Annotated in this window: 26 protein-coding genes and 1 tRNA gene; 4 read left to right on the top strand and 23 right to left on the bottom strand. The window is 63.8% G+C overall.

Annotated features, from left to right (window positions below; genetic code table 11):
* Positions 1-5 precede the first annotated feature (5 nt).
* The 5 genes from rpoH to ftsY form a co-directional block, all read right to left on the bottom strand.
* A complete protein-coding gene (gene rpoH, locus HMPREF9465_RS02995) occupies positions 6-932 on the bottom strand; it encodes an RNA polymerase sigma factor RpoH (protein WP_005433985.1) in 927 nt (308 codons plus the stop codon).
* Positions 933-1,036: 104 nt separating this feature from the next.
* On the bottom strand, positions 1,037-1,927 hold the full coding sequence (locus HMPREF9465_RS02990; protein WP_005433983.1) for a cell division protein FtsX: 891 nt from the start codon (positions 1,925-1,927) through the stop codon (positions 1,037-1,039).
* Positions 1,924-2,601, bottom strand: coding sequence for a cell division ATP-binding protein FtsE (locus HMPREF9465_RS02985; RefSeq protein WP_005433981.1), 678 nt, complete (start codon positions 2,599-2,601; stop codon positions 1,924-1,926). Before HMPREF9465_RS02985 ends, HMPREF9465_RS02990 begins: the two co-directional genes overlap by 4 nt.
* 8 nt (positions 2,602-2,609) lie before the next feature.
* Entirely contained in the window at positions 2,610-4,079 is a 1,470-nt protein-coding gene (locus HMPREF9465_RS02980) for a Ppx/GppA phosphatase family protein (protein ID WP_005433979.1), read from the bottom strand.
* A gap of 24 nt (positions 4,080-4,103) precedes the next feature.
* The gene (gene ftsY, locus HMPREF9465_RS02975; protein ID WP_005433978.1) at positions 4,104-5,054 is read right to left on the bottom strand and encodes a signal recognition particle-docking protein FtsY; all 951 of its coding nucleotides are present in this window, start codon (positions 5,052-5,054) and stop codon (positions 4,104-4,106) included.
* Positions 5,055-5,156: 102 nt separating this feature from the next.
* On the opposite strand from ftsY, the gene HMPREF9465_RS02970 reads away from it, so the two are divergent.
* The 3 genes from HMPREF9465_RS02970 to HMPREF9465_RS02960 are packed head-to-tail and all read left to right on the top strand — an operon-like array spanning position 5,157 to position 6,535.
* Positions 5,157-5,756, top strand: a complete 600-nt coding sequence (locus HMPREF9465_RS02970; RefSeq protein ID WP_196793845.1) for an RsmD family RNA methyltransferase — start codon at positions 5,157-5,159, stop codon at positions 5,754-5,756.
* A complete protein-coding gene (gene coaD, locus HMPREF9465_RS02965; protein ID WP_005433975.1) occupies positions 5,753-6,244 on the top strand; it encodes a pantetheine-phosphate adenylyltransferase in 492 nt (163 codons plus the stop codon). Before HMPREF9465_RS02970 ends, coaD begins: the two co-directional genes overlap by 4 nt.
* A 12-nt stretch (positions 6,245-6,256) precedes the next feature.
* The gene (locus HMPREF9465_RS02960; protein ID WP_369818381.1) at positions 6,257-6,535 is read left to right on the top strand and encodes a YfhL family 4Fe-4S dicluster ferredoxin; all 279 of its coding nucleotides are present in this window, start codon (positions 6,257-6,259) and stop codon (positions 6,533-6,535) included.
* Between the two features lie 6 nt (positions 6,536-6,541).
* On the opposite strand, the gene HMPREF9465_RS02955 is transcribed toward HMPREF9465_RS02960, so the two are convergent.
* From HMPREF9465_RS02955 to HMPREF9465_RS12180, 14 genes are all read right to left on the bottom strand, one after another.
* Positions 6,542-8,686 (bottom strand): hypothetical protein, encoded by a 2,145-nt coding sequence (locus tag HMPREF9465_RS02955; protein WP_005433972.1) that lies wholly within the window; start codon positions 8,684-8,686, stop codon positions 6,542-6,544.
* Positions 8,687-8,788: 102 nt separating this feature from the next.
* Entirely contained in the window at positions 8,789-10,339 is a 1,551-nt protein-coding gene (gene ahpF, locus HMPREF9465_RS02950) for an alkyl hydroperoxide reductase subunit F (protein ID WP_005433966.1), read from the bottom strand.
* Between the two features lie 88 nt (positions 10,340-10,427).
* The gene (gene ahpC, locus HMPREF9465_RS02945) at positions 10,428-10,991 is read right to left on the bottom strand and encodes an alkyl hydroperoxide reductase subunit C (protein WP_005433961.1); all 564 of its coding nucleotides are present in this window, start codon (positions 10,989-10,991) and stop codon (positions 10,428-10,430) included.
* A gap of 147 nt (positions 10,992-11,138) precedes the next feature.
* Positions 11,139-11,510 (bottom strand): helix-turn-helix domain-containing protein, encoded by a 372-nt coding sequence (locus HMPREF9465_RS02940; protein WP_005433960.1) that lies wholly within the window; start codon positions 11,508-11,510, stop codon positions 11,139-11,141.
* A gap of 116 nt (positions 11,511-11,626) precedes the next feature.
* Entirely contained in the window at positions 11,627-12,721 is a 1,095-nt protein-coding gene (ychF, locus tag HMPREF9465_RS02935) for a redox-regulated ATPase YchF (RefSeq protein WP_005433958.1), read from the bottom strand.
* Between the two features lie 63 nt (positions 12,722-12,784).
* Positions 12,785-13,279, bottom strand: coding sequence for a DUF523 domain-containing protein (locus tag HMPREF9465_RS02930; RefSeq protein ID WP_005433956.1), 495 nt, complete (start codon positions 13,277-13,279; stop codon positions 12,785-12,787).
* Complete coding sequence (gene pth / locus HMPREF9465_RS02925) at positions 13,276-13,902, bottom strand: aminoacyl-tRNA hydrolase (RefSeq protein WP_038006429.1); 627 nt, start codon at positions 13,900-13,902, stop codon at positions 13,276-13,278. The genes HMPREF9465_RS02930 and pth overlap by 4 nt, the downstream gene beginning before the upstream one ends.
* A 90-nt stretch (positions 13,903-13,992) precedes the next feature.
* Complete coding sequence (locus tag HMPREF9465_RS02920; protein ID WP_005433948.1) at positions 13,993-15,843, bottom strand: DEAD/DEAH box helicase; 1,851 nt, start codon at positions 15,841-15,843, stop codon at positions 13,993-13,995.
* A gap of 291 nt (positions 15,844-16,134) precedes the next feature.
* On the bottom strand, positions 16,135-16,746 hold the full coding sequence (locus HMPREF9465_RS02915) for a 50S ribosomal protein L25/general stress protein Ctc (RefSeq protein WP_005433946.1): 612 nt from the start codon (positions 16,744-16,746) through the stop codon (positions 16,135-16,137).
* Positions 16,747-16,822: 76 nt separating this feature from the next.
* Complete coding sequence (locus HMPREF9465_RS02910) at positions 16,823-17,773, bottom strand: ribose-phosphate pyrophosphokinase (RefSeq protein WP_038006427.1); 951 nt, start codon at positions 17,771-17,773, stop codon at positions 16,823-16,825.
* 146 nt (positions 17,774-17,919) lie between these two features.
* Positions 17,920-17,997 (bottom strand) — tRNA-Gln (locus HMPREF9465_RS02905).
* 11 nt (positions 17,998-18,008) lie between these two features.
* The gene (gene ispE / locus HMPREF9465_RS02900) at positions 18,009-18,875 is read right to left on the bottom strand and encodes a 4-(cytidine 5'-diphospho)-2-C-methyl-D-erythritol kinase (RefSeq protein ID WP_005433934.1); all 867 of its coding nucleotides are present in this window, start codon (positions 18,873-18,875) and stop codon (positions 18,009-18,011) included.
* A 1-nt stretch (position 18,876) separates the two neighbouring features.
* On the bottom strand, positions 18,877-19,374 hold the full coding sequence (locus HMPREF9465_RS12185) for an outer membrane lipoprotein LolB (protein ID WP_005433932.1): 498 nt from the start codon (positions 19,372-19,374) through the stop codon (positions 18,877-18,879).
* Positions 19,371-21,089, bottom strand: a complete 1,719-nt coding sequence (locus HMPREF9465_RS12180) for a tetratricopeptide repeat protein (protein ID WP_005433930.1) — start codon at positions 21,087-21,089, stop codon at positions 19,371-19,373. Before HMPREF9465_RS12180 ends, HMPREF9465_RS12185 begins: the two co-directional genes overlap by 4 nt.
* Positions 21,090-21,164: 75 nt before the next feature.
* Between HMPREF9465_RS12180 and HMPREF9465_RS02885 the strand changes: the two genes are divergently transcribed.
* The gene (locus HMPREF9465_RS02885) at positions 21,165-22,241 is read left to right on the top strand and encodes an A/G-specific adenine glycosylase (RefSeq protein ID WP_005433928.1); all 1,077 of its coding nucleotides are present in this window, start codon (positions 21,165-21,167) and stop codon (positions 22,239-22,241) included.
* A 9-nt stretch (positions 22,242-22,250) separates the two neighbouring features.
* Here HMPREF9465_RS02885 and rapZ read toward each other — a convergent pair whose 3' ends face one another.
* The 4 genes from rapZ to lptB all read right to left on the bottom strand — a co-directional run bounded on the left by rapZ (position 22,251) and on the right by lptB (position 25,971).
* Entirely contained in the window at positions 22,251-23,153 is a 903-nt protein-coding gene (gene rapZ, locus HMPREF9465_RS02880; RefSeq protein WP_005433927.1) for an RNase adapter RapZ, read from the bottom strand.
* 29 nt (positions 23,154-23,182) lie between these two features.
* Positions 23,183-23,689 carry a PTS sugar transporter subunit IIA gene (locus HMPREF9465_RS02875; protein WP_005433925.1) on the bottom strand — a complete coding sequence of 169 codons (507 nt, stop codon included), beginning with the start codon at positions 23,687-23,689 and terminating at the stop codon, positions 23,183-23,185.
* Positions 23,690-23,759: 70 nt separating this feature from the next.
* Entirely contained in the window at positions 23,760-25,193 is a 1,434-nt protein-coding gene (rpoN, locus tag HMPREF9465_RS02870) for an RNA polymerase factor sigma-54 (protein ID WP_005433923.1), read from the bottom strand.
* A gap of 4 nt (positions 25,194-25,197) precedes the next feature.
* A complete protein-coding gene (gene lptB / locus HMPREF9465_RS02865) occupies positions 25,198-25,971 on the bottom strand; it encodes an LPS export ABC transporter ATP-binding protein (protein ID WP_005433921.1) in 774 nt (257 codons plus the stop codon).
* Positions 25,972-25,980: the final 9 nt, after the last annotated feature.

Here is a 25,980-nt window from a genome sequence, read left to right as displayed (position 1 = left end):
GGAGACTATTCCGAATAGTGGGCCTGCTCAAGAGTCTGACGCATCTTCTGGATGGCGAGCTTCTCGATCTGGCGGATGCGCTCTGCCGAGACGCCGAACTCGTTGGCAAGTTCCTGCAGCGTGACGGCCTTGCTGTTGCCTTCCTTGTCGAGATTCAGGTAGCGGGCCGTGATGATGCGGCGGCTGCGCTCGTCGAGCGAGCGCAGGGCCATCTGCAGGCCTTCGCCTTCAAGGCGCTGGTGCTCCTTTTCCTCGAGGATGGCTTCGGGTTCGTCGCTTTCGCGCGTGAGCCAGTCGGACGGGGTGAACGCGTTGTCGGAATCGTCGTCGGCGTTCGAAGGCGTGTCGAGGCTCGTCTCCTGACCGTAGAGGCGCTCCTCCATCTCGAGGACCTCCTTGGGCTTGACGTCGAGCGCGAGCGCGATGTGTTCGGCCTGACTGTTGGTGAGGGCCGTCTGAGGATCCTCCTTCATCTGGCGCAGATTGAAGAAGAGCTTGCGCTGGTTCTTCGTGGTGGCGAGCTTGACGATTCGCCAGTTGCGGATGATGTATTCCTGAATTTCCGAGCGGATCCAGTGCACGGCAAAGGTCATCAGGCGAGCGCCGCGGTCCGGATCGTAGTGGCGGATGGCCTTCATGAGGCCGATGTTGCCTTCCTGAATGAGGTCCGCATAGGGCAGGCCGTATCCGAGAAAGCCTCGGGCGATCGAGATGACCAGGCGGAGATGGCTGAGAATGAGCCGCTGGGCGGCCTCCACGTCACCGTCGTCGCGAAGACGGACGGCCAGGGACCGTTCCTCCTCGGGCGTCAGGATCGGAGCACGCTCGGCTGCGTGCATGAAGGCTTCGAGGTCTCCGAGCGGACCGACGAGCGCCGGTACGGAGGGTGCCTTGTATGCGACGAGGGCTGTGCCTTTGGGTTTCTCAGTCATTTGTGGGTGAGTCGGAGCCGAAAATTCGGAAAAGACTGTATGGTAGCACCGATCGGCGCGCCCAATCCGGAAAAAAAACGTATGCTCGGTCTCTCGAAACAGGGTCAGCGGCGGGCCTTTCGCCAGGCGTCCTGAGCCGAAAGAAGGGCGATGATGTAGCCGATCAGGCTGCAGATGATCACGAAGCCAGCGCACCAGTCGACGGGAGGAAGCGCAAGCGCGAGCTCGACCTCGTAGAGGCGGGCGACGGTGGCTATCGGGTGGCCGAGGACTGCGAGGCCTGCGTACGTGATGGCAATGGCGCCGAGGCTTGCCGACATCATCAGGATGAAGCCGCGCCAGGCGATCGGACGCATGGCGAAGGACGGAGAGGCGCCGAAAAGATAGAGGGCCTTCATCTGCGGCTGAACGGAAAGAGTCGTGAGCCTGATGGAGGCGGCGACAACCAGCATGACGAGCGTGAGCACGACGATGCCGAGGCAGAGGAGGCCAAGACGCGCCGCGTTGGAGAGCGCGTCGAGCTTTTCGCGCCAGTCGGTCTCGTAGGCGAGCATGTCCACGCCCTCGATCTTTTCGATGCGGCCTGCGGCGGCGTCGACGCCTGCGGGCGAGGTGCTGCTGCTGACGGTGGCGATCAGGATGTCGGGAAGGGGATTGTGCTTGACCGCCTTGTCCTTGAGCCCGAGATGTTCATTCAGGCTTCGGATGGCCTCGTCCTTGGGCACGAGCGAGACGCGCTCGATGGTTTCGATTTCGGCCACGGCTTTGGAGAGCTTCTCCATGTCCGTGCCCGACTTCGTGAAGACGGTGATTTCGACGGAAGTCGGAATCTGCCTGATGGGCTCGGCGAGCTCGTAGAAGATCGTCGAGATGAAGAGCGGAATGGAAAGCGCAAGCGCCGACAGGAAGGTCGCGAGCGAGAAGAGGCTGAAGTTCTGGCGGAAGCCCCTGAAGGTTTCCTTGAGCGCCCAGGCGCGCGAGGAGGCGTAGCTCATGCGGCGCCTCCCCTGTTGGACGCGGAGAGCGTGATTTCGCGCGAACGGCAGCCCTCCGGCGTCAGATGCTGGTGCGTGGCGGCGACGACGGTGACGCCCGCGAGGGCAAAGGCGCTCAGAAGGTTGATGAGCGTCTGGGCGTTCGTCTTGTCGAGGTGCGTCGCGGGCTCGTCGGCAAGGATGAGCACGGGACGGTTGACGACGGCGCGGGCCAGACAGGCGATCTGGCGTTGGCCAGCTGAGAGGCTCGAGGGACGAAGGTCGGCGAGATCAGCGGCGCCGCACTTGTTGAGGGCCAGAAGCGCCCTGCGGCGCGCTTCCTGTGCCGTTTCGTCCGCTGCGAGCGCAGGCAACATGACGTTTTCGAGAACGGTCCTGTCCTCAAGTAGAAGCTCCTCCTGCATCATGAGGCCCATGGAGCGCCTGAGCCATCGGCGCTGGGCCTCGTCGAACTCGTCAATGCGGTCTCCCGCAACGACGACTTCGCCCTTCGTCGGGTCGATGAGACCGGCGAAGAGCCTGAGGATGGTGCTTTTGCCGCACCCCGTGCTGCCGTGAATGACGACGAATTCGCCGCGTCCGACTTCAAGACTGAGGTCGTCGATGACGGCATGACCGTCGTAGACGACGCTCACGCCGTTCAGCTGCAGGAGGGGTGCTTCGGTTTCGGACATGAGACCTCTCAGAAGGTGGTCACGGTGATCACGCGGCCGACCTTCTTCCAGTCATCCGCCTCCTGCTGAAGCATGTAGGCGGTGAGGGGATGCTGTTCAAGCCAGGTGCGGTCGATGGCGATGTTGAGCACCGAGTTGTTGAGGCTGCGGGTGATCGTGATGAGCGGAAGCGGCGCGGGCTTGCGGGCATGCGCGAAGATGACGGCAAGGCGCATGGCGAGCACCTGACGGGTGTTGGCTTGGGACTTGAGGAAGTCTTCGGCCTTGCCGAGGCCGCCTCGCTGGGCGAGGATCAGCTTAGCCATGTACTGCTGGTCGGTGCGCGTGAATCCGGGCAGGTCCGCATTGCTCACGATGTATTCGCCGTGGCGGTGGTAGCGGCTCGTCGAGATCGTCGTGCCGACTTCATGCATGAGCGCGGCCCAGCGCAGGCGCTTGAGGGCGGCGGGATCGATGCCGGGGTCGAGCATGCGGAGGAATTCAACGGCGTAGCCTGCGACGATGTCGGCTTGCTCGCGGGACACGCCGCAGGTGCGGATGATCGCGTCGACGCTGATGTCGCGGGTGTCGCGGTTCTGGACGATGCCGAGCTGTTCGTAGAGAAGACCCACGCGAAGGGCGCCGCTGGCGGGACGCATGGACTTGATGCCTGCGGTGCGGTAGACGGCGGTGAGGACGGCATAGCCGCCAGCGATGACTTCGCGGCGGTCGGGCTTGAGGCCGGGGAACTGGATGTTGTTGATGTTCCCGGCGCGAAGCAGAAGCGCGCGGATCTTTTCAAGATGCTCGGGCGTGACTTCGCCGTCGCTCCAGCCCTGCGCAACGCAGATGTCGGAAACGGCGCCGAAGGTGCCGGCGGAGCCGTAGGCTTCGTCGAACTTGGTGTCGTTGAACTTGTGCTCGCCTTCGCTGAACTCGGCGCAGCAGGCGACGATTGCCTTGTCGAGCTTTTCGGCGGTGATGACGCCGTCGGCGAAGAACTTCATCGACGTGTTCACGCAGCCGACGTGGTAGCTCTCGTATTCCTGGGCCTCAAGGTCCTGGCCGACGACGAACTCCGTACTCGCGCCGCCGATGTCGACGACGAGACGGCGCTTGTCGGACGGGGGCAACGTGCGTGCACAGCCCTTGAAGACGAGGCGGGCCTCTTCGTGGCCGCTCAGAATGCCGATGGGATAGCCGAGCGCAGCTTCAGCCTTGGGAAGGAATTCGGAGGAGTTCGCGGCCTCGCGCAACGCCTGCGTGCCGACGGCACGCACCTGGGTGGCGGGAAGGCCTGCGAGCTTTTCGTGGAAGCGGCTCAGTGCGGCGAGTGCCTTCTCCTGCATCTCGGGCGTGAGGGCTCCGTTCTTGTCGAAGCCCGCGGCCATGCGAATGGTTTCCTTCCAGTAGCTCTGAGTGACGATGCGGTCGCCGTCAACACGGCCGATCTCTACGCGGAAGCTGTTGCTTCCAAGATCAACTGCACCTAAAAGCATCTTGTGTGCTCCATTTTTAATTGATTATTCCGGGGCTGTAGCGGGAGTGTTGGGATCGAGTCCGACGAGCGCATTGGCGAACTGCACCGCATTGAAGGGCTGCAGGTCGTCGATGGCTTCGCCCACGCCGATGAAGTAGATCGGCAGGGGATTTTCGGGACGCATTTGTGTAATGGCGACGAGCACGCCGCCCTTGGCGGTGCCGTCGAGTTTCGTGACGATGAGGCCGGTCAGGCCGACCGCGGCGTCGAAGGCCTTCACCTGGGTAAGCGCGTTCTGACCATTGGTGCCGTCGACGACGAGAATCGCCTCGTGCGGAGCGCCGGTCATGGCCTTGTCCTGGGCGCGGCGGATTCGGCGCAACTCTTCCATGAGGTTGATCTGGGTGGGCAGGCGGCCGGCGGTGTCGGCGATGACGACGTCGGTGCCGCGCGCCTTGCCTGCGCTCACGGCGTCGAAGACGACTGCGGCAGGATCGCCGCCCTGCTGGGCGATGACTTCGATCTGGTTGCGGTCGCCCCAGACGGCGAGCTGTTCGCGGGCGGCGGCTCGGAACGTGTCGCCTGCGGCGAGTAGGACGCTCTTGCCGCGCTGGCTCAGGTACTTGGAGATCTTGCCGATGGAGGTGGTCTTGCCTGCGCCGTTGACGCCCGTCATCATGATGACGAGGGGATGCGCCTGCTCGATGTCGAGCTCGCGCTGCGCCGGCGCGAGCATGCGGGCGATTTCATCTCGAAGTGCAAGGCGAACTTCGTCCTGCGTTTTGAGGCCCTTGAGCTTAATGGTGTCGCGCAAACGTTGTAGGATACGAGTCGACGCCTGCACGCCGACGTCGGCCGTGATCAGTGCGTATTCGAGCTCTTCAAGAAAGTCGTCGTCGATCACGCCGCCCGAAAACAGGCCGACGATATTGACGCGCGTTCTGGCAAGACCATTTTTTAATCGGGAAAACCATCCCTCGGAAGATCCAGTCATATTTCTCTAATGGCAGTTCGAAAGAATTCAAGGCGCCTGGGCGCAAGTAACTCAAGTTTAGCAACGCCCGCGCCCGTTCGGGGAGCGGGAAGCGTACGAATTGTGTCAGGCAAGTGGAAGCGCAGCGTCGTTCCCGTTGCTTGTGCCGAAGGGCTTCGCCCCACTTCCGAGCGTGTGAGGGAGACCGTCTTCGACTGGCTCACGCACCTCTTCGGAACCCTCGAGGGATGCGATGCGCTCGACATGTTTGCCGGTTCCGGCGCCATGGGGCTGGAGGCCGCGAGCAGGGGTGCGGATTACGTCGACTGGCTTGATATCCATCGCCAGGGCATTGCGGGAATCCGCCAGGCGCTCACGCGACTCAGTGCCGACGATCACAAGCAGGCGCGCGTGGCCGATGCCTTCCGCTTTCTGCAGGACGCGCCCCGAAGCTATGACGTGATCTTCATCGATCCGCCCTTCAGTCTCGACATGCAGGTGAAGGCCGCACGCGCCGCGCTCGGGGCGCTCAAGGAAGAGGGCCTTCTCTACGTGGAGTCGCCGACGGAGCTGCTCTCCGACGAGGCGCTCGAGTCCCTCGGCGTCGTCCGCGTGCGCTCGGGCAGTGCGGGCGCCGTGCGCTTCGAGCTGCTTGCCAAAGCGGGAAGCGGCATGGCGGGGCTCGTACGCCTGTCCAAGGAAGAGAAGAGGAGCAGGAAATGACGACGGCAGTCTATCCGGGCACGTTCGATCCCATGACGAACGGGCACGTTGATCTCGTGAGGCGCGCCTCCCGCATCTTCGATCATGTGGTGGTGGGCGTTGCGGAAAGTCGCAAGAAGCGTCCGATGCTTTCGCTCGAAACCCGCGTGGCTCTTGCCCGCGGGATCTGCAGGGAGTTCGAAAACGTGACGGTGCAGCCCTTCGACGGGTTGCTCAAGGACTTCGTCGCCGCCTGCGGTGCGGGCGTGATTATTCGCGGCGCGAGGGCCGTGAGTGACTTTGAGTATGAATTTCAAATGGCTGGCATGAACCGGCAGCTGATGCCGGACGTCGAGACGATCTTTCTGACGCCTTCGGATCAGTACCAGTTCGTGAGTGGGACCTTCGTCAGGGAGATTGCACAGCTCTCGCCGAAGGATGCGGCCCGCTTCGTGACGCCCGAGGTGCTCGAGGCACTGATTGAGGCATGCGCTGACAAGAAGGAGTAGATGATGGCGCTGATGATTACTGACGAATGCATTTCCTGCGGCGTCTGCCTGCCGGAATGCCCCAACGAGGCCATTGTGGAGGACAACGGCGTCTTTCGCATCCGCGGCGGCCGCTGCACGGAGTGCGCGGGCTTCTTTGACGAGCCCAAGTGCAGGGAGCTTTGCCCTGTGAGCGAGTGCATCGTGCCCAATCCCCGCCGTCCTGAAACAAGGGAGATGCTGCTTGAAAAGCATCGCCGCCTCGAGCTCAGAAAGCGGGTGGAGGCGGCGATGAAGGTGACGGGCTTGTAACGTTCGTCAGACGGGGTTGCGAGCGTCGGAGTTTTCCGGCGCCTTTTCTTTGCCGATGAATTCATTCGCCCAGTCGGGAAGCTCGATGTCGGGCAGCCTGAACTCGGGGAGGCTGAAGTCCTCGGTGTTGAATTCGGGGAGCTTCAGCTCGGACGCATCGAGGTTGTTCCACCAGTTTTCAAGTCCCTGACGGAGGCGGTCCTTGAAGTTGCCGGCCGTCCAGGGCAGCTCGCCGACGTGTTCGCGGGCGGAGGCGTGGGCGGCCGTCCAGTCTGGCGTCCAGAGGACGGGGTCGGCCTGGATGCGGGCGGGCATCGTGAAGAAGGCGGAGCCATTGTCGGTGGTGAAGTCGACGCGGCCGTCGATGTGTCCGTAGGCGCCCGTGAAGGCGGCCTTCCAGTTCGAGCCTTCGGCCGAACCGTTCCTGACGGTCCAAGCGCCGCCGTTGAGGGAGAGTTCGCAGGATAGCGCGGTGAAGGCCGTGCGGCTTGCGCGCAGGAAGGCGCTTGTGGGAAGGGCCTCGGGCTGGACTTCACGCATGATTTTCGAGGCCTGCTCGAGGTCGGCGCCGAGGAACTCGCCGTCGCGTGCCTCAAGCCTGACTTCGGCGACGCTCTTCGAGGCGTCCTTGAGCTGCCCGGAGGCGTCGAGCGATCCCGAGAGAGGACCGCTCAGGATGGAGGGGAGAAGGTCTCCTGCGTCAACGCCGCTCCACTGGCTGCGGATGTGCCAGGTGCCGTCTGCGGCAAGGTCGGCGTCGAAGGGAACGGGCGCGGAGGGAAGCTTCAGGCTGCCGTCGACCACGTAGGCCTTGCCTGCGGCGGTGATGAGACGTCCGGTCGCTTCATGCCTGCCTGCATGGGGAGACTTGAGCATGACGTTGAAGTCCACGGCCGACTCGACGTCCTTGAGGAGCGTTTCGGAGGACATCAGGCCGACGGCTGTCTTGAGGGCGATTTCTCCAAGGGATACGCGTCCCGTGAGACGGGGGATTGCCGCAAACTTGTGCGGGAAGAACGCACGGTCGGCCGTGAAGGGCACGGCGTTCGAGACGGACAGGTCCAGCGTAACGGGCGTGCCCTGAAGAGTGCCGTCGAATTCGGCGCGTCCCTCGCCCGAAGAGGCGTTCCAGAGAAGGCTGCCCGTAAGGGAGCCGGCATTCGAGGCGGTCGTTGCGCCTGCGGCCCTTTCGCTTGCGGCGACCGTGATGGACGGAGCCTCGAGGCGACGTGCACCGAAGTCGGCTTTGAGGGCCGAGGAGGCGGAAAGGGTCAGGGAGCCTTCGGGGGACATGACGGTGAGGGCCGTCGTCAGGACGGGGGTGTCAAGCGTGTGCCTGTCGAGCGTGACGGCGGGGGAGGAAAGCTCGAGCAGCGTCTCTTCACCGCGCTTCAGGGAGGCGGCGACATTGGAGAGCGAGGCGTTTTCGCGCGTCAGTGCGATCCTGTCAGCGTGCCCTGCGAATTCGGTGCGGCGGCCGCGGACTTCACCCTTGAAGGAGGCGTCGAGCTGTTCGGTTCTGGCTTCAAGAAGGCCTCGGGACCAGTCGGTGATGCCGCGGAGTTCGGCGCTGCCGAGCATTTCGGGAAGCTTGATGACGCCGTTGAGGCTGTAGGCGGCACCCGCTTCGCTCAGGTTGCTGATCGAGACGGAGGCGTTGTTGACGTATGCCCAGGGTTCGGGTCCCGTCAGGGGATCGGAGAAGTAGACGGCGCCCCTGTGAACGACGAGGTGGTCGACGTTGAAGGCAAGCGGCTTGACCGTGCCTTCGATCCAGGCGCGAACGTCTTCGGGAGACGTGTTGCCGAAGGTGAGCGAGCCGTCGGCGGTCGTGATCTCGGAGATGCGGGGGCTGCGCGTGAAGAGTGCAAGCGGATGAAGCCTGATCGTGGCGGAGGGCACGCTGCCGCGGACGGCGCCGTCGGCGCTGGTGAGAACGGCGTCCTTGACGGTGAACTTCAGGCTCGGCAGGCGGGTGTCGATGTGCAGTTTGGCCATTTCGATCTTCAGCCCGAGATGATGCGAGAGCGTGTTGGCCAGACGGGCGGAGACGCGTTCGGGCGTGATGAAGACGTAAAGGCCGGCGACGAGCACCAGCAGGAAGAAGGCGAGCGTGGTGAGGGCAAGCAGGAATGAGCGCACATAGCGCATGGCGGAATCCTCTCTTTGAGTCTTTGCGCGAACAAGTGTGCCACAAAAGAAATGGGGACGGGCGCAGGCCCGTCCCCTTTCAGGGAGAAAGTGATCGTGTCGTCAGGCGCCCTGACGGATCAGGTAGTCGAAGGCGCTCAGAGAGGCCTTGGCGCCTTCGCCGAGGGCGATGACGATCTGCTTGTAGGGAACCGAGGTGCAGTCGCCGGCGGCAAAGAGACCGGGGGCCGACGTCGTGCAGCGGTCGGAGACGGCGACTTCGCCGTACGCGTTGAGCTCGACAGCGCCGTCAAGCCATTCGGTGTTGGGCTTGAGGCCGATCTGCACGAAGCAGCCGTCGACGTCGATGGATTCGGTCTCGCCCGTTTCCCTGTTGAGGTAGAAGAGCTTTTCAAGCTTGTTCGAGCCCGTGAGCTTGGAGGTGCTGGCACGGTACTTGACGGTGACGTTCGGGAGCGAGAGGAGCTTTTCCTGAAGCACCTTGTCGGCGGTGAGCTCGGAGCCGCGCTGCAGAAGCACGACAGAGGAGGCAATGCCGGCGAGGTCGATGGCGGCCTCGACGCCGGAGTTGCCGCCGCCGACCACGGCGACGCGCTTGCCCTTGAAGAGCGGGCCGTCGCAGTGCGGGCAGTAGGCCACGCCGCGGCCCTTGAATTCCTCTTCGCCGGGCACTTCAAGCTGCTTCCATCGGGCGCCGGAGGCGGCGATGATGGTCTTGGAGCGGAGTTCGGAGCCGTTTTCGAGCACGAGCCTCCACATGTCGCCCTCGCGTTCGATCTTTGCGACGGAGTGCGGGGTGATGATGTCGATGTCGTAGGACTTCAAATGCGCCGTGAAGTTGCCGGCGAGCGCGGTGCCGTCCGTCTTGAGGATGGACGTGAAGTTCTCGATGTCGGCGGTTTCGTTCACCTGGCCGCCGAGGCGGTCGGCAACGATGCCCGTACGCAGGCCCTTGCGGGCGGCGTAGATGGCGGCCGTGCTGCCCGCCGGGCCGCTGCCGACAACGAGTACGTCAAAAGGGGCTTTGGCGCTGATCGAGGCCTGAGCCGCTTCGGCGACGGACGTGTCGAGCTTGGCGAGGATTTCGGAGAGCTCGCGGCGGCCGGAGAGGAAGGACTGGCCGTTGAGGAAGACCGTCGGAACGGCCATCACGTTGCGGCCTGCGGCCTCCTCGCGGAAGAGCGCTCCGTCGATCACGGTGACGGTGGCGTTCGGGTTGAGGATCGAGATGAGGTCAAGCGCCTGCACGACTTCAGGGCAGTTGTGGCAGGAGAGCGAGATGAAGACCTCGAAGTTGAGCGGGCCCTTGAGGGCTGCGATCTGGCGGGACTCCTCGTCGGAGATCTTGGCGGGATGGCCGCCCGTCTGCAGAAGGGCGAGCACGAAGCTCGTGAATTCATGGCCCATCGGGAGGCAGGCGAAGCGAATGCCTTCGTGACCGCCCTGAGGGGCGACTGTGAAGCTGGGACGGCGAACGGAGGCGTCGGACTCGACCTCGTAGGAGATCTTGTCCGAAAGCTCGGCGACTTCCTTGAGGAGCGCCTCGATGTTGGTGGCGTCCTGCGAGCCGTCAAGGGCGGCCTTGAGCACGATGGGACGGCGGAGTTTGGTGAAGTAGCTCTGCAGCTGGGCTTTGATGTTGGCGTCAAGCATGATGGATGAGGGCATTCGCTTTGAGGATAAGGAAACAGGCCGCCGACCGTATGGGTCTGCGGCCTGTCTGTTTCAGCCGATCGCTGGATTAGATCTTGCCGACGAGGTCAAGGGACGGCGTCAGCGTGGCGGCACCCGGCTGCCACTTGGCCGGGCAGACCTGGCCGGGGTTGGCGGCGACGTACTGGGCGGCCTTCACCTTGCGGAGGAGTTCGGAGGCGTCGCGGCCGATGCCGCCGTCGTGATGTTCCATGATCACGATCTTGCCTTCGGGATTGATCACGAACGTGCCGCGCTCGGCAAGGCCGTCGGCCTCGATGAGCACCTGGAAGTTGCGGGCGAGCGTGGCGGTCGGGTCGCCGATCATCGGGAACTGAACCTTGCCCACGGCGGCGGAGCTTTCATGCCAGGCCTTGTGCGTGAAGTGCGTGTCCGTGGAGACGGCGTAGACCTCAACGCCGAGGGACTTGAATTCGGCGTAGTTTTCGGCGAGGTCTTCGAGTTCCGTCGGGCAGACGAACGTGAAGTCGGCCGGGTAGAAGAAGACGACGGACCAATGACCCTTGAGGGAGGCTTCGGTCAGTTCGACGAATTCGCCGTTGGCGTAGGCCTGGGCCTTGAAGGGAAGGATTTCAGTGTTCAGAAGGGACATTTTGTTAACTCCGGTATGAGACGTGTGAGAAGGAGTCTCATTTGTTGATGGGGTTATCTTAGCTAACTTTTATACCCGTGTCAACAGAATAAGTAAAAAACTATTGCGATGAATCGAAAAATCCCGCCCTGGAGGGGCGGGAGTCGTTCAGTTCTTGAAGCGGCGGCGGAATTCCTGCTTGAGGTTCGGCGCCAGCCTTTCGAGTGCGTCCATGGTGGAGAAGATGGACGCGCGGCCGCGCTGCGAGAGGTCGCGAAAGCGCGAGAGAAGTTCGTTTTCCTCAGCCACGGGCACGTGACGTTCGGCCGTGATGATGAACATGACGTCGAAGCCGCAGGCGGCAAGACGGGGCAGGCGGTAGACGCCAGGATCGTCGTCGCCGTTTTCGAAGCGTTCGTAGGCGGGGATTGGAACGCCGAGCAGCTGTGCGATCTGCTGCTTCGTATAGCCAAGTCGTTCGCGTTCGTGGCGGAGGCGTTCTCCGATTTCCTGACGCTTTTTTGTGGAGGTCGTGGCCATGACAGCGTGGTTGTGGAGTTGTTGGGACGCCGTTCAGTATAACGGCATACGGAAAGAAAACGGGAGGCTGCCCCGAAGGCAGCCTCCCGTTGAAGTTCATGATGCGTCTTCGACGATCAGACGTTGAAGAGGAAGTTCATGACGTCGCCGTCCTGAACGATGTAGTCCTTGCCTTCGGCGCGCATCTTGCCGGCTTCCTGAGCGCCCTTTTCACCCTTGAAGGCAATGAAGTCTTCGTAGGCGATCGTCTGGGCGCGGATGAAGCCGCGTTCGAAGTCGGTGTGGATGACGCCGGCGGCCTGCGGGGCGGTGTCGCCCTTGTGGATCGTCCAGGCGCGGACTTCCTTGACGCCGGCCGTGAAGTAGGTTTGCAGGCCGAGCAGGTCGTAGCCCGCGCGGATGACGCGGTCGAGGCCAGGTTCGGTCATGCCCATGTCTGCGAGGAACATTTCCTTGTCCTCGTCGTCGAGGTCGGCGATGTCGGCCTCGGTCTTGGCGCAGACGGCCACGACGGGGGAGTGCTCGGAGGCGGCGAATTCACGCACGGCGTCGAGCAGCGGATTGTTTTCAAAGCCGTGGTCCTCGACGTTGGCGACGTACATCGTCGGCTTGATCGTGAGGAGGAAGAGCGGGCGCACGACGGCGATCTCTTCGGGCGTGAGCTTCACGGAACGGGCGGCACGGCCTTCGTTGAGGGCGGGCAGGAGCTTCTCGAGCACGAGCACGAGCTTGAGGGCTTCCTTGTCGCCGCCGGAGCGGGCCTGCTTGCTGTAGCGGGTGAGGGCCTTTTCGACGGTCTGAAGGTCGGCGAGGGCGAGTTCGGTGTTGATGACGTTGATGTCGTCAAGCGGATCGACCTTGCCGGAGACGTGAACGATGTTGTCGTCGGTGAAGCAACGGACGATGTGGGCGATGGCGTCGCACTCGCGGATGTTGGCGAGGAACTGGTTGCCGAGGCCTTCGCCCTTGCTGGCGCCGGCGACGAGGCCGGCGATGTCGACGAATTCGACGGCGGCCGGGACGACGCGTTCGGGATGAACGATTTCGGAGAGCGCCTTCAGGCGGGGATCGGGAACTTCAACGACGCCGACGTTCGGTTCAATGGTGCAGAAAGGATAGTTTTCGGCAGCAATGCCGGCTTTGGTAAGCGCATTGAAGATCGTCGACTTGCCGACGTTGGGAAGGCCTACGATGCCACACTTCAAACCCATGGTGAATCTCTGTTGAAATCAAAAAAAAGTTGCAGACAAAATCGTCCGGAAAATCATTCTATTTTAGCAAGCGGGATCTTCTTGCGTCTTGAGAGAGGCAAGAAGATCGAGGTCGTTCTCGGTGAGAACGCGTACGCCTGCATCCGAAAGTAGTTCGGCGGTGAGGCCGCGGCCCGCGACGAGGGTGCCCGTAAAGGTGCCGTCGTAGACCTGGCCGAAGCCGCAGGAGGGGCTCTTGGCCTTGAGGAGCGCAAGCCTGACGCCGTTCTCGCGGCAGAGGTCGGCCGCAATGCGGGCGCCCTTCATGAAGCAGGCCGTGTTGTCCCTGCCGTCCGCGGCCATGATGTGGTCGCGTCCTTCAAGCACGCCGCGGGCCGTGCCCCGGATTTCGGAGGGCGTGCGCGGCGTGGGAAGTCCGCCGTCGCTCTCGGGGCAGACGCTGATCCAACAGTCGTCTCCGATGCCTGCGGCGCGCAGGGGGGGCCTGAGGTCCGTCTTCACCCTGCCGTCGTATCGGCAGGGCTTGCCGAGCAGGCAGCGGCTCACGAGCAGCTTCATTCGGCGGCCTTCTTGGGCGGCTTGGGCGGATTGCCGTACTTGGCAAGACGGCGGGAGACACCCGTGAAGTCGCCTTCTGCAAGAGGACCGGCCTCCTTGAGGGCGATGCCGATGCAGTCTTCGATGGCGGCCTCGTGTTCGGAGGACGGTGCCGAGAGCACGAAGTCGGCCACCTGCTGGGCCATGCCGAGCGTGCGCGGATGCCCCGTGCCGAGCCTCAGGCGCCAGAAGTTCGGCGTGGAGAGCTTGGCGGAGATGTCCTTGAGGCCGTTGTGACCGGCATTGCCGCCGCCCTGCTTGATCTTCATGCAGCCGGGAGGCAGGTCAAGCTCGTCGTGAACGACGAGGATCTGATCGGGCGTGATCTTGTAGTAGAGCGCAAGCGCCACCACGGCGTCGCCCGAGCGGTTCATGTAGGTCGAGGGCTTGAGAAGCCAGACGTCGCTGTCGCCGATCCGCGTCCTGCAGACCTCGCCCTGGAACTTCCGCTCGTCGCGGAAGAAGGCGCCCGTCTTGCGCGCGAGCTCGTCGACGAACCAGAAGCCGGCGTTGTGGCGGGTGCGGGCGTATTCGCTGCCCGGATTGCCGAGGCCGACGATCAATCGAATTCCTTGTTCGGTCATGACGTTCAATGCGTGAAAAGGCCGGCAGAGCCGGCCGTGGAAAACTGGGTCCGGAGCGTCTCGAAGGAGACTGTCCGGACCTGCGTCATTTTAGCGGCGGGGACCGCGCTTGTCGTAGCCGCCTTCACGACGGAAGTCGCGCTTGGTTTTGGCGCCGCGGTATTCGCGGGAGTCGTCGCGCTGCTGCCAGCCGCGGTCTTCGCCGCGTTCACGGCGGTACTCGCCTCGGCCTTCACCACGACCTTCGATGCGGAAGTCACCGCGGTCTTCGCGCGGCTCGCGGCGCGGGCGGTCGAGCTTGACCGTGGTTTCACGGCCCTTGAAGCGCACGCCTTCCATGGCGTCGATGATCTGCTCGACGCGGTCGGAGTCGACTTCAACGATCGTGAAGCGGTCGGTGATGTCGATGGCGCCGATGCACTTGGATGGAACGCCGGCTTCGTTGGCGATGGCCCCGACGATGTCGGACGGACGAATGCCGAGGTCGCGGCCGGCGCCGACGAAGAGGCGCGTCATGCCTTCTTCGGGAGCCTCGCGGCGTTCACGGCGCGGAGCGCGTTCGCCGCGCACGGGCTTGTCGCCGCGTTCGCGGCGGGGACGCTCGAAGGGCGAGTAGGCGGGGATTTCCGTATCGTCGTCGTTCGCGCCTTCGTTTTCCTGGGCGAGCTTCATGGCGGCGGCAGCCACGTCGAACGGGTCGTACTCTTCGCAGAGGGACTCGACGACGACGCGGAAGCGGTCGAGGTCGCCCGCCTCGAGGATTTCGGCGAGGGAGCCGCGCATCATTTCGAGACGGCGGGCGCGCACGTCCGTGGCGGACGGCACGGAGCGCACTTCGATGCGGGCCTTCGTGATGCTCTCGATGGCGCGCAGGTGACGATGTTCGCGCGGCTCGAGAATGGTGATGGCGGTGCCGGTGCGGCCGGCGCGGCCCGTGCGGCCGATGCGGTGCACGTACGTCTCGTAGGAGGCGGGAATGCCGAAGTTGATGACGTGCGTAAGGTTTTCAAGGTCGATGCCGCGGGCGGCGACGTCGGTCGCCACGATGGCGTCGATCTGGCCGGAGCGGGCGCGCTTCATGACGCGGTCGCGGGTCGGCTGGTCAAGACCGCCGTGAAGGGCCTCGACGCTGAAGCCGCGGGCGCGAAGCGATTCCGTGAGGTCGTCCACCTCCATGCGGGTGCGCGTGAAGATGATGGCGAGCTCGGGGGCCTCGAGGTCGAGGATGCGGCCGAGCGCGGTCGTGCGGTAGTTGTGGCCCACGACGTAGGCGATCTGCGGGACGCGGGGCGTTTCGCCTTCGGCAGTCTTTTCCTTGGCGATCGTGATGCGGACCGGGTCGACAAGGCGGGCTTCGGCGATGCGGGCGATCTTCGGGGGCAGCGTGGCGGAGAAGAGAGCCGTCTGCACGTGGCCGGGAAGGGCGTCGAAGATGGCGTCGAGCTCGTCGGCAAAGCCCAGATCGAGCATTTCGTCGGCTTCGTCAAGCACGACGGCCTTGATGTTCGTGAGGTCGAGCGTGCCGCGGCCGATGTGGTCGAGCGCGCGGCCCGGCGTGGCGACGACGACGTGCGTGCCACGGCGCAGGGCACGGATCTGGCGGCTGTAGTCCTGACCGCCGTAGATCGGGGTCACGAGCACGCCGGCCTTGCGGCCGTAGTTGTGGAACGCCTCGCTCACCTGCAGGCAGAGTTCACGGGTCGGGGTGAGAACGAGGACGAGCGGCGCATCGGCTTCCTGACCGAGCACGTGGCGCTCAAGGAGCGGAAGCGAGAAGGCGGCGGTCTTGCCCGTGCCCGTGGCGGCGCGGCCGAGCACGTCGGCGCCGGTCAGGAGGGCGGGAATGGCCTCGTTCTGAATGGGGGTGGGTTCCTCGAAGCCGAGTTCGGTCAGGGAGGAAACGATGGAGTCGGACAGGCCGAGTTCGGAGAAAGTCGTCATGAGTTCGTGTTGAAAATGTTCTGACGGCCGCCCGCAGGTATGCAGGGAAGCAAGACGGACATGGCGGACGTCGGGAGAAGGGAATGGATCCGTTTTCCCCGCACATAACGAACGACGCGAACTTTCTGAAAGGGGCAAACGGCTTGTGGCGGCGCTTCAGGCAGCGGCCGCGGAGGTGTGGAAGACCGCGAGACGGTCTTCGGAAGGGGCGGGCCCTTCGTACAAAAAAGATCCGCAGGGAGTAGGTCCCTGCGGATCCTGTCAAAGCAACTGAATCAGATCAGAAACTTATTAGGCAGCCGGGGTTTCGGCGGCTTCGCCTTCAGCGGAGGGGACTTCTTCCTCGACCGGGAGGGCAACCGTGGCGAGCACGATGTCTTCGCCGGACTTGGCGTGGACTTCGATGCCTTCCGGAAGCTGAAGCATGGAGGCGTGGAACGTCTGGCCGGCTTCGAGCTTGGAGAGGTCAACGGTGATGAATTCCGGCAGTTCCTTCGGCATGCAGGTCACTTCGATGGCGGACACGGCATGGGAAACGATGCACTTGGAGACCTTGACGGCCGGGGATTCTTCTTCACCCTGGAAGTGCAGGGGCACGCGCATCGTGACCTTTTCGTTCGGGTTGATGCGCTGGAAGTCGATGTGCATGACCTGCGGCTTGTACGGGTGCATCTGGAAGGCGCGGAGAACGACGAGTTCTTCCTTGCCGTCGAGTTCCATCGTCAGGATCGAGGCGTGGAACTTTTCCTTGCGCAGAGCGTAGAAGATCGGATTGTGTTCGAGCTCGATCGGCGTAGCGGGGAGGTTGCCGCCGTAGACGATGCCCGGCAGCTTGTCCGCGCGGCGAAGGCGGCGGCTCGCACCCGTACCCTGCACGTTACGCGTGGTGGCGATGATGTTCATTGGATTACTCCTAAAAGTTAAGAAAAAAGGTTCCCGCGGTCGCGACCAACTGCGGGAACGAGGAAAAAACTGTTCCTTATTCCGTGAACAGGTTGCTCACGGAGTCTTCGCGGGCGATGCGCGAAAGCGTTTCGCCGATGATCGCGGCGCAGGAGACCTGGCGGATCTTCGGGCAGGCTTCGGCGGCGGCAGACAGCGGAATCGTGTCCGTAACGACCAGCTCGTCGAGAGCGGAATTCATGATGCGTTCAACGGCGGCGCCGGAGAGCACCGGGTGCGTGATGTAGGCGACGACGCGCTTGGCGCCGCGCTCCTTCAGGGCACCGGCGGCGTTGCAGAGCGTGCCGGCCGTGTCAACGATGTCGTCGGTGATGACGCAGGTGCGGCCCTTGACTTCACCGATGATGTTCATGATTTCAGCGACGTTGGCGCGCGGACGGCGCTTGTCGATGATGGCGAGGTCGACTTCGAGAGCCTTGGCCATGGCGCGGGCGCGGACAACGCCGCCGACGTCCGGGGAAACAACCATCAGGTCGTCGTACTTGCGTTCGACGAGGTCGTTGAGAAGAACCGGGGTGGCGTAGATGTTGTCGACCGGGATGTCGAAGAAGCCCTGGATCTGGTCGGCATGGAGGTCCATCGTGAGGACGCGGTCAACGCCGACGGCCTGAAGCATGTTGGCGACGACCTTGGCGGAGATGGCCACGCGCGTGGAACGCGGACGGCGGTCCTGACGGGCATAGCCGTAGTAGGGGATCGCAGCCGTGATGCGGCGGGCGGACGCACGCTTGAGGGCGTCAACCATGATCATGAGTTCCATCAGGTTGTCGTTCGTCGGAGCGCAGGTGCTCTGAAGGATGAAGACGTCCTTGCCGCGCACATTGTCGAGCAGCTGAACCATGACTTCGCCGTCGCTGAAGCGGTTGACGGTGGCGGAGCCAAGGGGAATGTTGAGATATTTCGTGACAGCCTGGGCAAGTTTCGGGTTGGCGTTGCCCGTGAAGACCATCATACTTTCCGGAACCATGGGATCCATGACTTAAGCTCTTTTCGTGGGCGGGGGCTTGCGCTCTCGCAGTTAACAACAGGGAAGCCGTCAGAGTAACACAAAGACGGCCCTGAAAAAAGAAAGGGAGCGCATTTGTTGCCTCCCATCCTCTTTCGTTTTTGTGCTGGCAGGGGTAGAAGGATTCGAACCTTCGAATGCCGGAATCAAAATCCGGTGCCTTAGGCCAGCTTGGCTATACCCCTACCGATTGTTTCTAGTCAAGCCAAGCCGAGAGCGGATGCTCCCGGAGCGACTTTGCGGCAAATCCTTTCCAGCCGTCGGGCAGCTGCGGCAGCCTGTAGCTGCACGGATCGGCGATGACGCCGAAGACGGCGCTGCCGGACCCTGTCATTCTGGCGTCGTGCGTGCCGCAGGCGAGCATTCCGAGACCTTCCGTCACCCTGTGCTCAAGCTCTTGCGCCACATTCTGCAGGTCGTTGTGCCCGTACAGATTCGGCCAGATTTCCAGTGCCTTGCCTGAAAGGATGTCTATTTTCAGTGATTTGGTATCCCTTGTCAAGTTTGGCGCAGCAAAAATCTCGGCCGTGGAAATGCCCCTTCCGGGCCAGATGACGGCGTATGAGGCAGGGGGGATTTCCAGCGGGGTGATGATCTCTCCAATGCCCTCCACGAAGCCCGTTCGGCCGAAAATGAAGAAGGGAACGTCGGCGCCGAGCCTCTCGCCGAGCTCCATCAGGGCGCTGCGCGAAAGGCCGAGTCCGAAGAGCCTGTTGAGGCCGATGAGGACGGTCGCGGCGTCGGAGCTGCCGCCTCCCATGCCCGCTCCCGCGGGAATGCGTTTTTCAACATGGATGCGCACGCCGCTCCTGACGTCGAAGGTCTCCATGAGCAGGCGGGCCGCGCGCACGCAGAGGTCTTTCTCGACGTTGCCGATCACGTCGCCCGTGCGCTCGACGACGGGTTCCTCAAGCCTGAAGAGGTCGATCGTGTCGTGCAGGTCGATGAGCGTGAAGACGGACTCGAGCAGGTGCTTGCCGTCGGGGCGGCGGCCCACGACGTGCAGAAAGAGATTGAGCTTGGCCGGCGCGGGCAGGCCGAGCAGGGCGCTGTCGGACAACATGTCAGTCCTCGTCCATGGTGAGTGTGAGTGAGACGCCTGTGGAGGAAGCGCGGATCGTGCCGGGCATGCCGTCGTCCCTGCGCTTGAGCACGCGGACGCTCCAGCCGTATTCGGAGGCGCGGTCGCCCTTCATTGTGAGCCAGCGCTCGAGGGTTTCGACGGGAACGGCGACGCCCGTCGTGCGGAGCATGAGCTCCTCGGCGGTGGCCGCCCTGAGGGGAGACTCGTTCTGCGAGGTTTCGAGCACGGCGCCCGAGGGCGTCACCTCGATGCTTGCCAGAATGCCGTTGAGGGGCGTCATCAGATTGAGGCGCAGGCCTGCGGACGTGCGCCGCAGGCTGAAGCGCCCGTTCACGGCCTCTCGTTCGCCCGAGGCGGACGTTGAGACGAGCGCGAAGCGGCCGTATCTCTCAAAAAGCGGGGGCTGTCCCGTCACGCAGCCTGCGAGCGTCAGCACTGCGGCCGCTGCGGGAAGCGCCAGAAGGATTCGACGTTTCATTTGATCTTGTAGTTGAGGCGCTTGGCGAGGTCAAGCACGAGGGCGTCCGAGCCCGCGCGCTGCTCGAGCTCGCGGAAGAGCTTCTCCGCCTCGTGGTCGCGGCCCGAGACGGCGAGGATCTCGACGAGGTGACAGGCCACTTCGACGTCGAAGAGGCGCTTGAGGGAGGCGAGCGTGAACTCCGCCGCCTGGTCGTAGCGTCCTTCCTTGAAGCAGAGCCAGCCCATGCTGTCGAGCACGTACGGATCGACGGGCGACAGACGGTAGGCGTGTTCAAGAAGGCGGCGCGCCTCGGGAAGGTTCATGTCTCTGGTCACCCACAGGTAGGCGAGCGCGTTGCCCGCCTGAACGTGGTCGGGATCGTCGGAGAGGATGTCCTTGAGAATGGACTCGGTCTCTTCGAAGTGACCGACGTTCTGGGCGATCATCGCCGTATCGTAGGCGAGGGAGACGTCGTCGGGTTGCTCGGCGAGGGCGGTCTTCATGACGCCAAGGGCGTCCTCGGGCCTGCTTGCCTCGATGAGCATCCGGGCCTCGGCCGTCATGAACAGGTTCAGGTGCTCGGGGTAGTCTTCGGCGGCACCCTGCAGAACGGCGCGGGCGTCGTCGAATCTCTTTGATTCGGCAAGCGCGGCGGCCTCGCGAAGTCTGGCCTGGGGCGCAAGCTCGCCGTCGGTGAGGGAGCCGAGCGCCTCGGCCTCTTCCTCGTGACGACCGTTTTCATGCAGGACGCCCGCCAGCTTGAGCCAGATGTCGTTGCTGGAGAAGTCTGCGTCGGGATTCTGCTCGGCCACGAGATCGATGTAGCGGGTGAGGTACTCCTCGGCCTTCGGGAAGTCCCTGCAGTCGGTCGCCACCTGGCCTGCGTTGAGCAGGATGACGGGCTTGTCGGGAGAGGTCTTCACGGCGCGCTTGACGTCAGCCATGGCTTCATCGAGCCTGCCCGTGCGGGAAAGCACGCGGGCGTGAATGAGCCTCACGGCCGAGGCGTCGGGATGTCGGGCCAGAAAGTTCTTGAGGATGTTCTCCGTTCCGGCCCTGTCGGCCTGCCAGCAGAGGTCGGCCGCCGCAGTGAGCACGGGCTCGCTGTCGGGCGAGAGCCTGACGGCGGTTCTGCCTGCGCGGCAGGCGCCGGGAATGTCGCGGCGGGCCTGGCGGAAGAGGCCGACGGCCAACTGGACCCTAGCGTTCTTCGCCTGCTTCTCCCAATAGGGGGAGAGGACTGTTTCAAGAGCGGCGGAGGCGGTTTCGGGCTGGGCGAGGAGCGTCGTGACGTCCGTGATCAGCTCGGCCTTGTCCTCCGCGTCTGCGTACATGCGGGAGAGTAGCTCGACGTATTCGGACTGACGGCCCTTTTCGACGGCGTTGACGAGAATCGTGCGCCGGGCAAGGCCAGCCTTCGGATCGATCGCGGCCCAGGCGCGCGCCTGTTCAAGCACGATGTCGGGATTGCGGGTCTGAAGGGCGGTGCGCCAGGCGAGTTCGCCCACTTCCGAGGACTTCGTTCGCGCGAGCGTCTGGTCGAGGAGCGCCAGAGCAACCTCGGGCTGCTCCCTGTGCGCGGCGATCTCGGCGGCTATGACTTCATAAAGAGACTGGGCGGCATCGCGCGATTCTGAGGAATGCGCGTCCACGCCGGGGAAGGCCGCCGCGCAGCCTGCGGCTGCGGCGAAGACGGCGAGCACGGCCGCTTTTTTGAATAGTTTTCCGGTCATGAAAGAGTGAAAGCTTGGGAAGCCGTTGGTGTAGAGTGTCTCCGTACTTTACCTCGAAAACTAAAGGAATGCGGCATGCGGGATCCCGAGAAGTTATTTGCAGATGCAATCATCGGCTGGCACGAAGCCTGCGGCAGGCACGACCTGCCGTGGCAGGTCGAGGACTGGTATCCGAGACTTGTCTCGGAGGTGATGCTGCAGCAGACGCAGGTCGTGTCGGTGCTTCCCAAGTACGAGGCCTTCATGACCGCCTTTCCGACGCCCGAGTGTCTGGCGGCTGCGCCCGACGACGACGTCATGGCGCTCTGGGCGGGCCTCGGATACTACTCGCGCGCCCGCAACCTGCTCAAGGCGGTCCGGATCATCGTCAACGAAATGGGCGGGAGATGCCCTGAAACCGCGGCCGAGCTTGAAAAACTTCCGGGACTCGGCCCCTCGACGGCGGGCGCCGTGGCCGCTTTCGCCTTCCGCGAGAGGGCCGTCATGGCGGACGGGAACGCACAGCGCGTGCTCGCGCGCGTGTTCATGGTCGAGGGCAACGCCGCACAGCCCGGCTTCGTGAAGGAGATCAGGACGCTCGCCGCCTCCCTGCTGCCTTCTTCGGAGCTTATGCCGACATATACTCAGGCGCTGATGGACTTCGGCGCCATGCTCTGCAAGCGGAATCCCGACTGCGGGGCCTGTCCTCTGGCGGACTGCTGCGGCGCGCGTCTGGCGGGCAGGGTGGCCGACTTTCCCGGTCGCAAGCCCCGCCGCGAGCGTCCCGTGAGGCATGCGGTGATGGTGTTCGCGTTTGCCGAGAACGGCCTCTGGCTCAGGCGCCGCACGGAAAAGGGCGTCTGGCACGGCCTCTGGACGCCGCCCCTGAGGCAGCAGGACGAGCCCGTGGAGTCGGCGGATCCGCTTTCCGTCTGTCCTGAACTTGAGGGCGGAATTCTCCGCACGATCAGGCTCGAGCCTCTCGTGCACGACTTCACGCATTACCGCCTCATCATTCATTCCGTGGCCGTCGATCTGGCGCAGGGGTTCGCCCCCGAGGGCTTCGAGCTTCTCGGAGAACAGGAAACGGCGTCGGTGGGAATGCCGACGCCGGTGGTGAAGCTGCTGACGATCTGCAGGGAGGAGCGGGACTTCCGTCCCCTGCTTTTCTGATCTTCTGAATCAGCTGCCTTCGTTCTGGACGGACTTCTCGCCCGACAGCAGGGCCTTCTGCTCGATGATGCGGTGTCGCACGACGACGCCGTCCGTGTCCCTGAAGCGGGCGCCGAGCTCTTCGGCCACGAAGACGGAGCGGTGCTGTCCGCCCGTGCAGCCGACGGCGACGGTCAGATAGTGGCGGTTCTGAGCAATGTAGGCGGGAAGCCACTTGCGGATGAAGCCTTCAATGTCGTCAACCATGTTGATGACGGTCGGGAAGGTGCGAAGGTAGTCGGCGACGGGCTTGTCCCGTCCCGTCAGGGGGCGCAGCGCAGGATCGTAGTAGGGGTTCGGCAGGCAGCGCACGTCGAAGACCAGATCGCTGGCGACGGGAAGGCCGTGCTTGAAGGCGAAGGACTCGAACGTGAGCGTCATCATGGCCTGGGGCTGGCCGACGAACTTCTTCACCCATTCGCGAAGCTGCGAGGAAAGAATGCCGGTGGTGTCCATCAGGGCCGCGCCTGCAGAAATGGGGGCGAGCAGGTCGCGTTCGCGGCTGATGGCCTCCTGAAGCGTGACGAGCTGGTCGCGGCTGGCGGCGAGCGTCGAGAGCGGATGGCGGCGCCTGGTTTCGGAGAAGCGCTTGACGAGCTCCTGATCCGAGGCGGTGAGAAAGAGGATGCGCACGTCGAAGCCCGCCTCCTCGAGTTGTCGGATTGCCTTGAGGGAGCCGTCGAAGGTGCTCTGGCTTCGCGCGTCGATGGCGACGGCGGCGGACTTGATGCCGTGCGTGCGGAGGTCCTGCGCCACGGGGAGCAGGAAGGCGGCGGGCAGGTTGTCGATGCAGTAGTAGCCGCAGTCCTCAAGCTGGCGGATGGCGATGGACTTGCCGCCGCCGGACATGCCGGTCACGATGATGAGTTGCATGGCGTTGCCTCCGTATTGGCGTAGTTTTTTCAGGCGTCTTCGTCGTCTTCGGAGAAGTCGGGCTCGTAGTGAAGGTCGGCGGGAGGCGTCCAGTTGTGAATGAGTTCACAGATCTTGACCTCCGACTCCGCGTGAAGCAGCGCGTTTCTCAGCGGCTTGTTGCCGAAGAGGCAGGCGACTTCGCGCAGGATCTTCAGGTACATGCCGTCGTCGTTTTCGGGAATGAGCAGGCAGAGGAACAGCTGGACGGGACGGCCGTCGGGCGCATCAAGGGAGAGTGGCGCGGCGGTCCTCAGAAAGACGGCGGCGGGTTCGGTGATGCCCTCGACGCGGCCGTGGGGAAGCGCGCAGCCGCTGCCGAGGCAGGTGGAACCGAGTTTTTCGCGTGCGAAGAGCGCGTCGAAGGCCTCCGTGTGGGAAAGACCAGCGGAGGTTTCGAAGACGAGGCCCGCCTCTTCGTAGAGGCGCTTGCGGCTCACGACGTCGAGGTTAAGGCGAACGGTTTCAAGAGTAAGCAGAGGTGCGAGAAGATTCATGACGCGTCGGACGGCCTTGTGGGACCGTCGAATCGAAAACTTCGTTCAGTGTACCAAAGGGGTGGAGAAGTCAGAGCCTGCGGCGGGAGCGAGCCGAGGGAATGCCTGCGCAGGTGCGGTACTTGGCGACCGTGCGGCGGGCGATGGGCACACCCTGCTTCTGAAGCATTTCGCAGAGCATTTCGTCCGAAAGGGGGGCTCTGGGGTCCTCGGTCTCGATGAGCTTGCAGATCATGGCCTGGATTTCGGAGGCTCCCTGCTCCTCGGCGCCGCTGCCCTGGTTGCTGAAGGAGACGGCGCTGAAGAGCGAGCGCATCTCGACCGTGCCCTGGCTGCAGGCGATGAACTTGCCGGAAACGGCGCGGGAGACCGTGGAAACGGACAGGCCGAGTTCTTCGGCGATCTGGCTGAGCGTCATCGGACGCAGGGCGGCGGGGCCGTGCTCGAAGTAGGCCTGCTGGCGCGTGACGATGGCGTCGGCCAGACGCTGCAGGGTGGCTCGTCTGGCCTCGATGCGCTGAATGAAGGTCTTGGCTTCGCCGAGAAGGACGCGGCGGGTCGAGGGATCGGCCTCGCTACTGGCGTCGTTGATGCGAAGGCGAAGGCGCAGCTGCGAGGAGCCGTTGAGGTGCGCTGTGCTCACGCCGTTCTGCGTCCTGACGATGACATCGGGAACGATGTAGAGCGTGCTGGATTCTCTGGCGATCGGATAGGGCGAGAGGGTCTTGAGCACGCGCAGCGCCTCGTCGAGAATGGAGGACTTGCCGTTGGCGAGCTTGAGAAGCGCAGGACGGTTGTCGGCGGCCACCTTGTCGAGATGTTTGGAGACGATGCGCTTGAGGGTTTCAAGCGCGGCGGCATGCATGATGGAGGGCTCGATGCGCTCGATCTGCTTCATGAGGGCCTCGACGGGGCCGGCGGTGCCGATGCCCGGAGGATCCATGCTCTGAAGGGTGGCGAGGGCTTCGCGCCACTCGGCGGCGGTCACGTTCTCGACGCCTTCCTCCTTGAGGATGCGCGCGTAGTAGCGCATGAGCGTCTCGAACGGGGACGTGAAGAAGCCCCTGTCGTCGAGCTCCTCGACAAGGCAGGCGACGAGCAGATGCTGGCGCGGCGTGAGCGGCAGGCAGCCGAGATCGGCGAGCAGCTCGTCCCTGAAGGATTCGGGGGCGGGAATGCGCTCGAAGGGCGCTTCGTCGCTGGAGGCGCCCTGCCAGGCCTCGTAGGGCTGGTCGACGGGCGTCTCCGCCTGGGCTGCGTCGAATTCGGAATCATCCTCGCCGCGGTCGTCCCGCCTGTCGTCGTCATGCTCCTGAGCGCGCGCCTGCGGGTCGTCGGAGGCCTGTGCAGGCTCCTCCACTTCAAGCAGGGGGTTGGATTCGAGCATGAGTTCGATTTCGCCGAGAAGCTCCTGCGTGGGCATCTGCAGAATGCGCAGCGACTGCTGCTGCTCCTGGGAGAGAACCTGCTGTTGGGAGAGTGTGGCGAGGAGATGATTTTCCATTTGGCTACATCCGGAAGTTTTCGCCGAGATAGATCTTGCGGACGGCCTGGTCGTTGACGAGCTCGTCGGGCGTGCCCGAGGCGAGCACTTCGCCTTCGTTGATGATGTAGGCGTGGTCGCAGATCGACAGGGTTTCGCGGACGTTGTGGTCGGTGATCAGAACGCCGATGTTGCGCTCCTTGAGGAAGCGCACGATGCGCTGAATCTCGATCACGGCGATCGGGTCGACGCCCGCGAAGGGCTCGTCGAGCAGAATGAAGCGGGGATTGGCGGCAAGGGCGCGGGCGATTTCCGTGCGGCGGCGCTCGCCGCCCGAGAGCGAAATGGCCTGGTTCGTGCGAAGGTGCTGGATCTGCAGCTCTTCGAGCAGCTGGTCGAGCCGCTCCTCGATCACGTCCTTGGAAAGCGGCTTGCCGTCCTCTCCCTCCTGAAGCTCGAGAATGGCGCGGACGTTGTCCTCGACGGAGAGCTTGCGGAAGACGCTTGCCTCCTGGGGCAGATAGGAGAGCCCCATGCGCGCACGCTTGTAGATGGGCATGTGCGTGATGTCCTGACCGTCGAGGCGGATCTGGCCGTCGTCGGCCACGACAAGGCCCACGACCATGTAGAAGGTCGTCGTCTTGCCTGCACCGTTCTTGCCGAGCAGTCCCACGACCTCGCCCGACTTGACGGCGAGGCTGACGCCCTTGACGACGTTTCGGGGCCCGTAGTGCTTCTTGAGGCCGGTCGCCTCGAGCGCGTGGGTGTGGGAATGGCTAACTGTTGCGTTTTCGGTCACGCTGAAGTC

The sequence above is a fragment of the Sutterella wadsworthensis 2_1_59BFAA genome (assembly GCF_000297775.1).
GTDB classification, from domain to species: domain Bacteria; phylum Pseudomonadota; class Gammaproteobacteria; order Burkholderiales; family Burkholderiaceae_F; genus Sutterella; species Sutterella wadsworthensis_A.
Note: the sequence above shows the minus strand (reverse complement) of the source record. Positions and strands in the feature narration are given on the sequence as shown.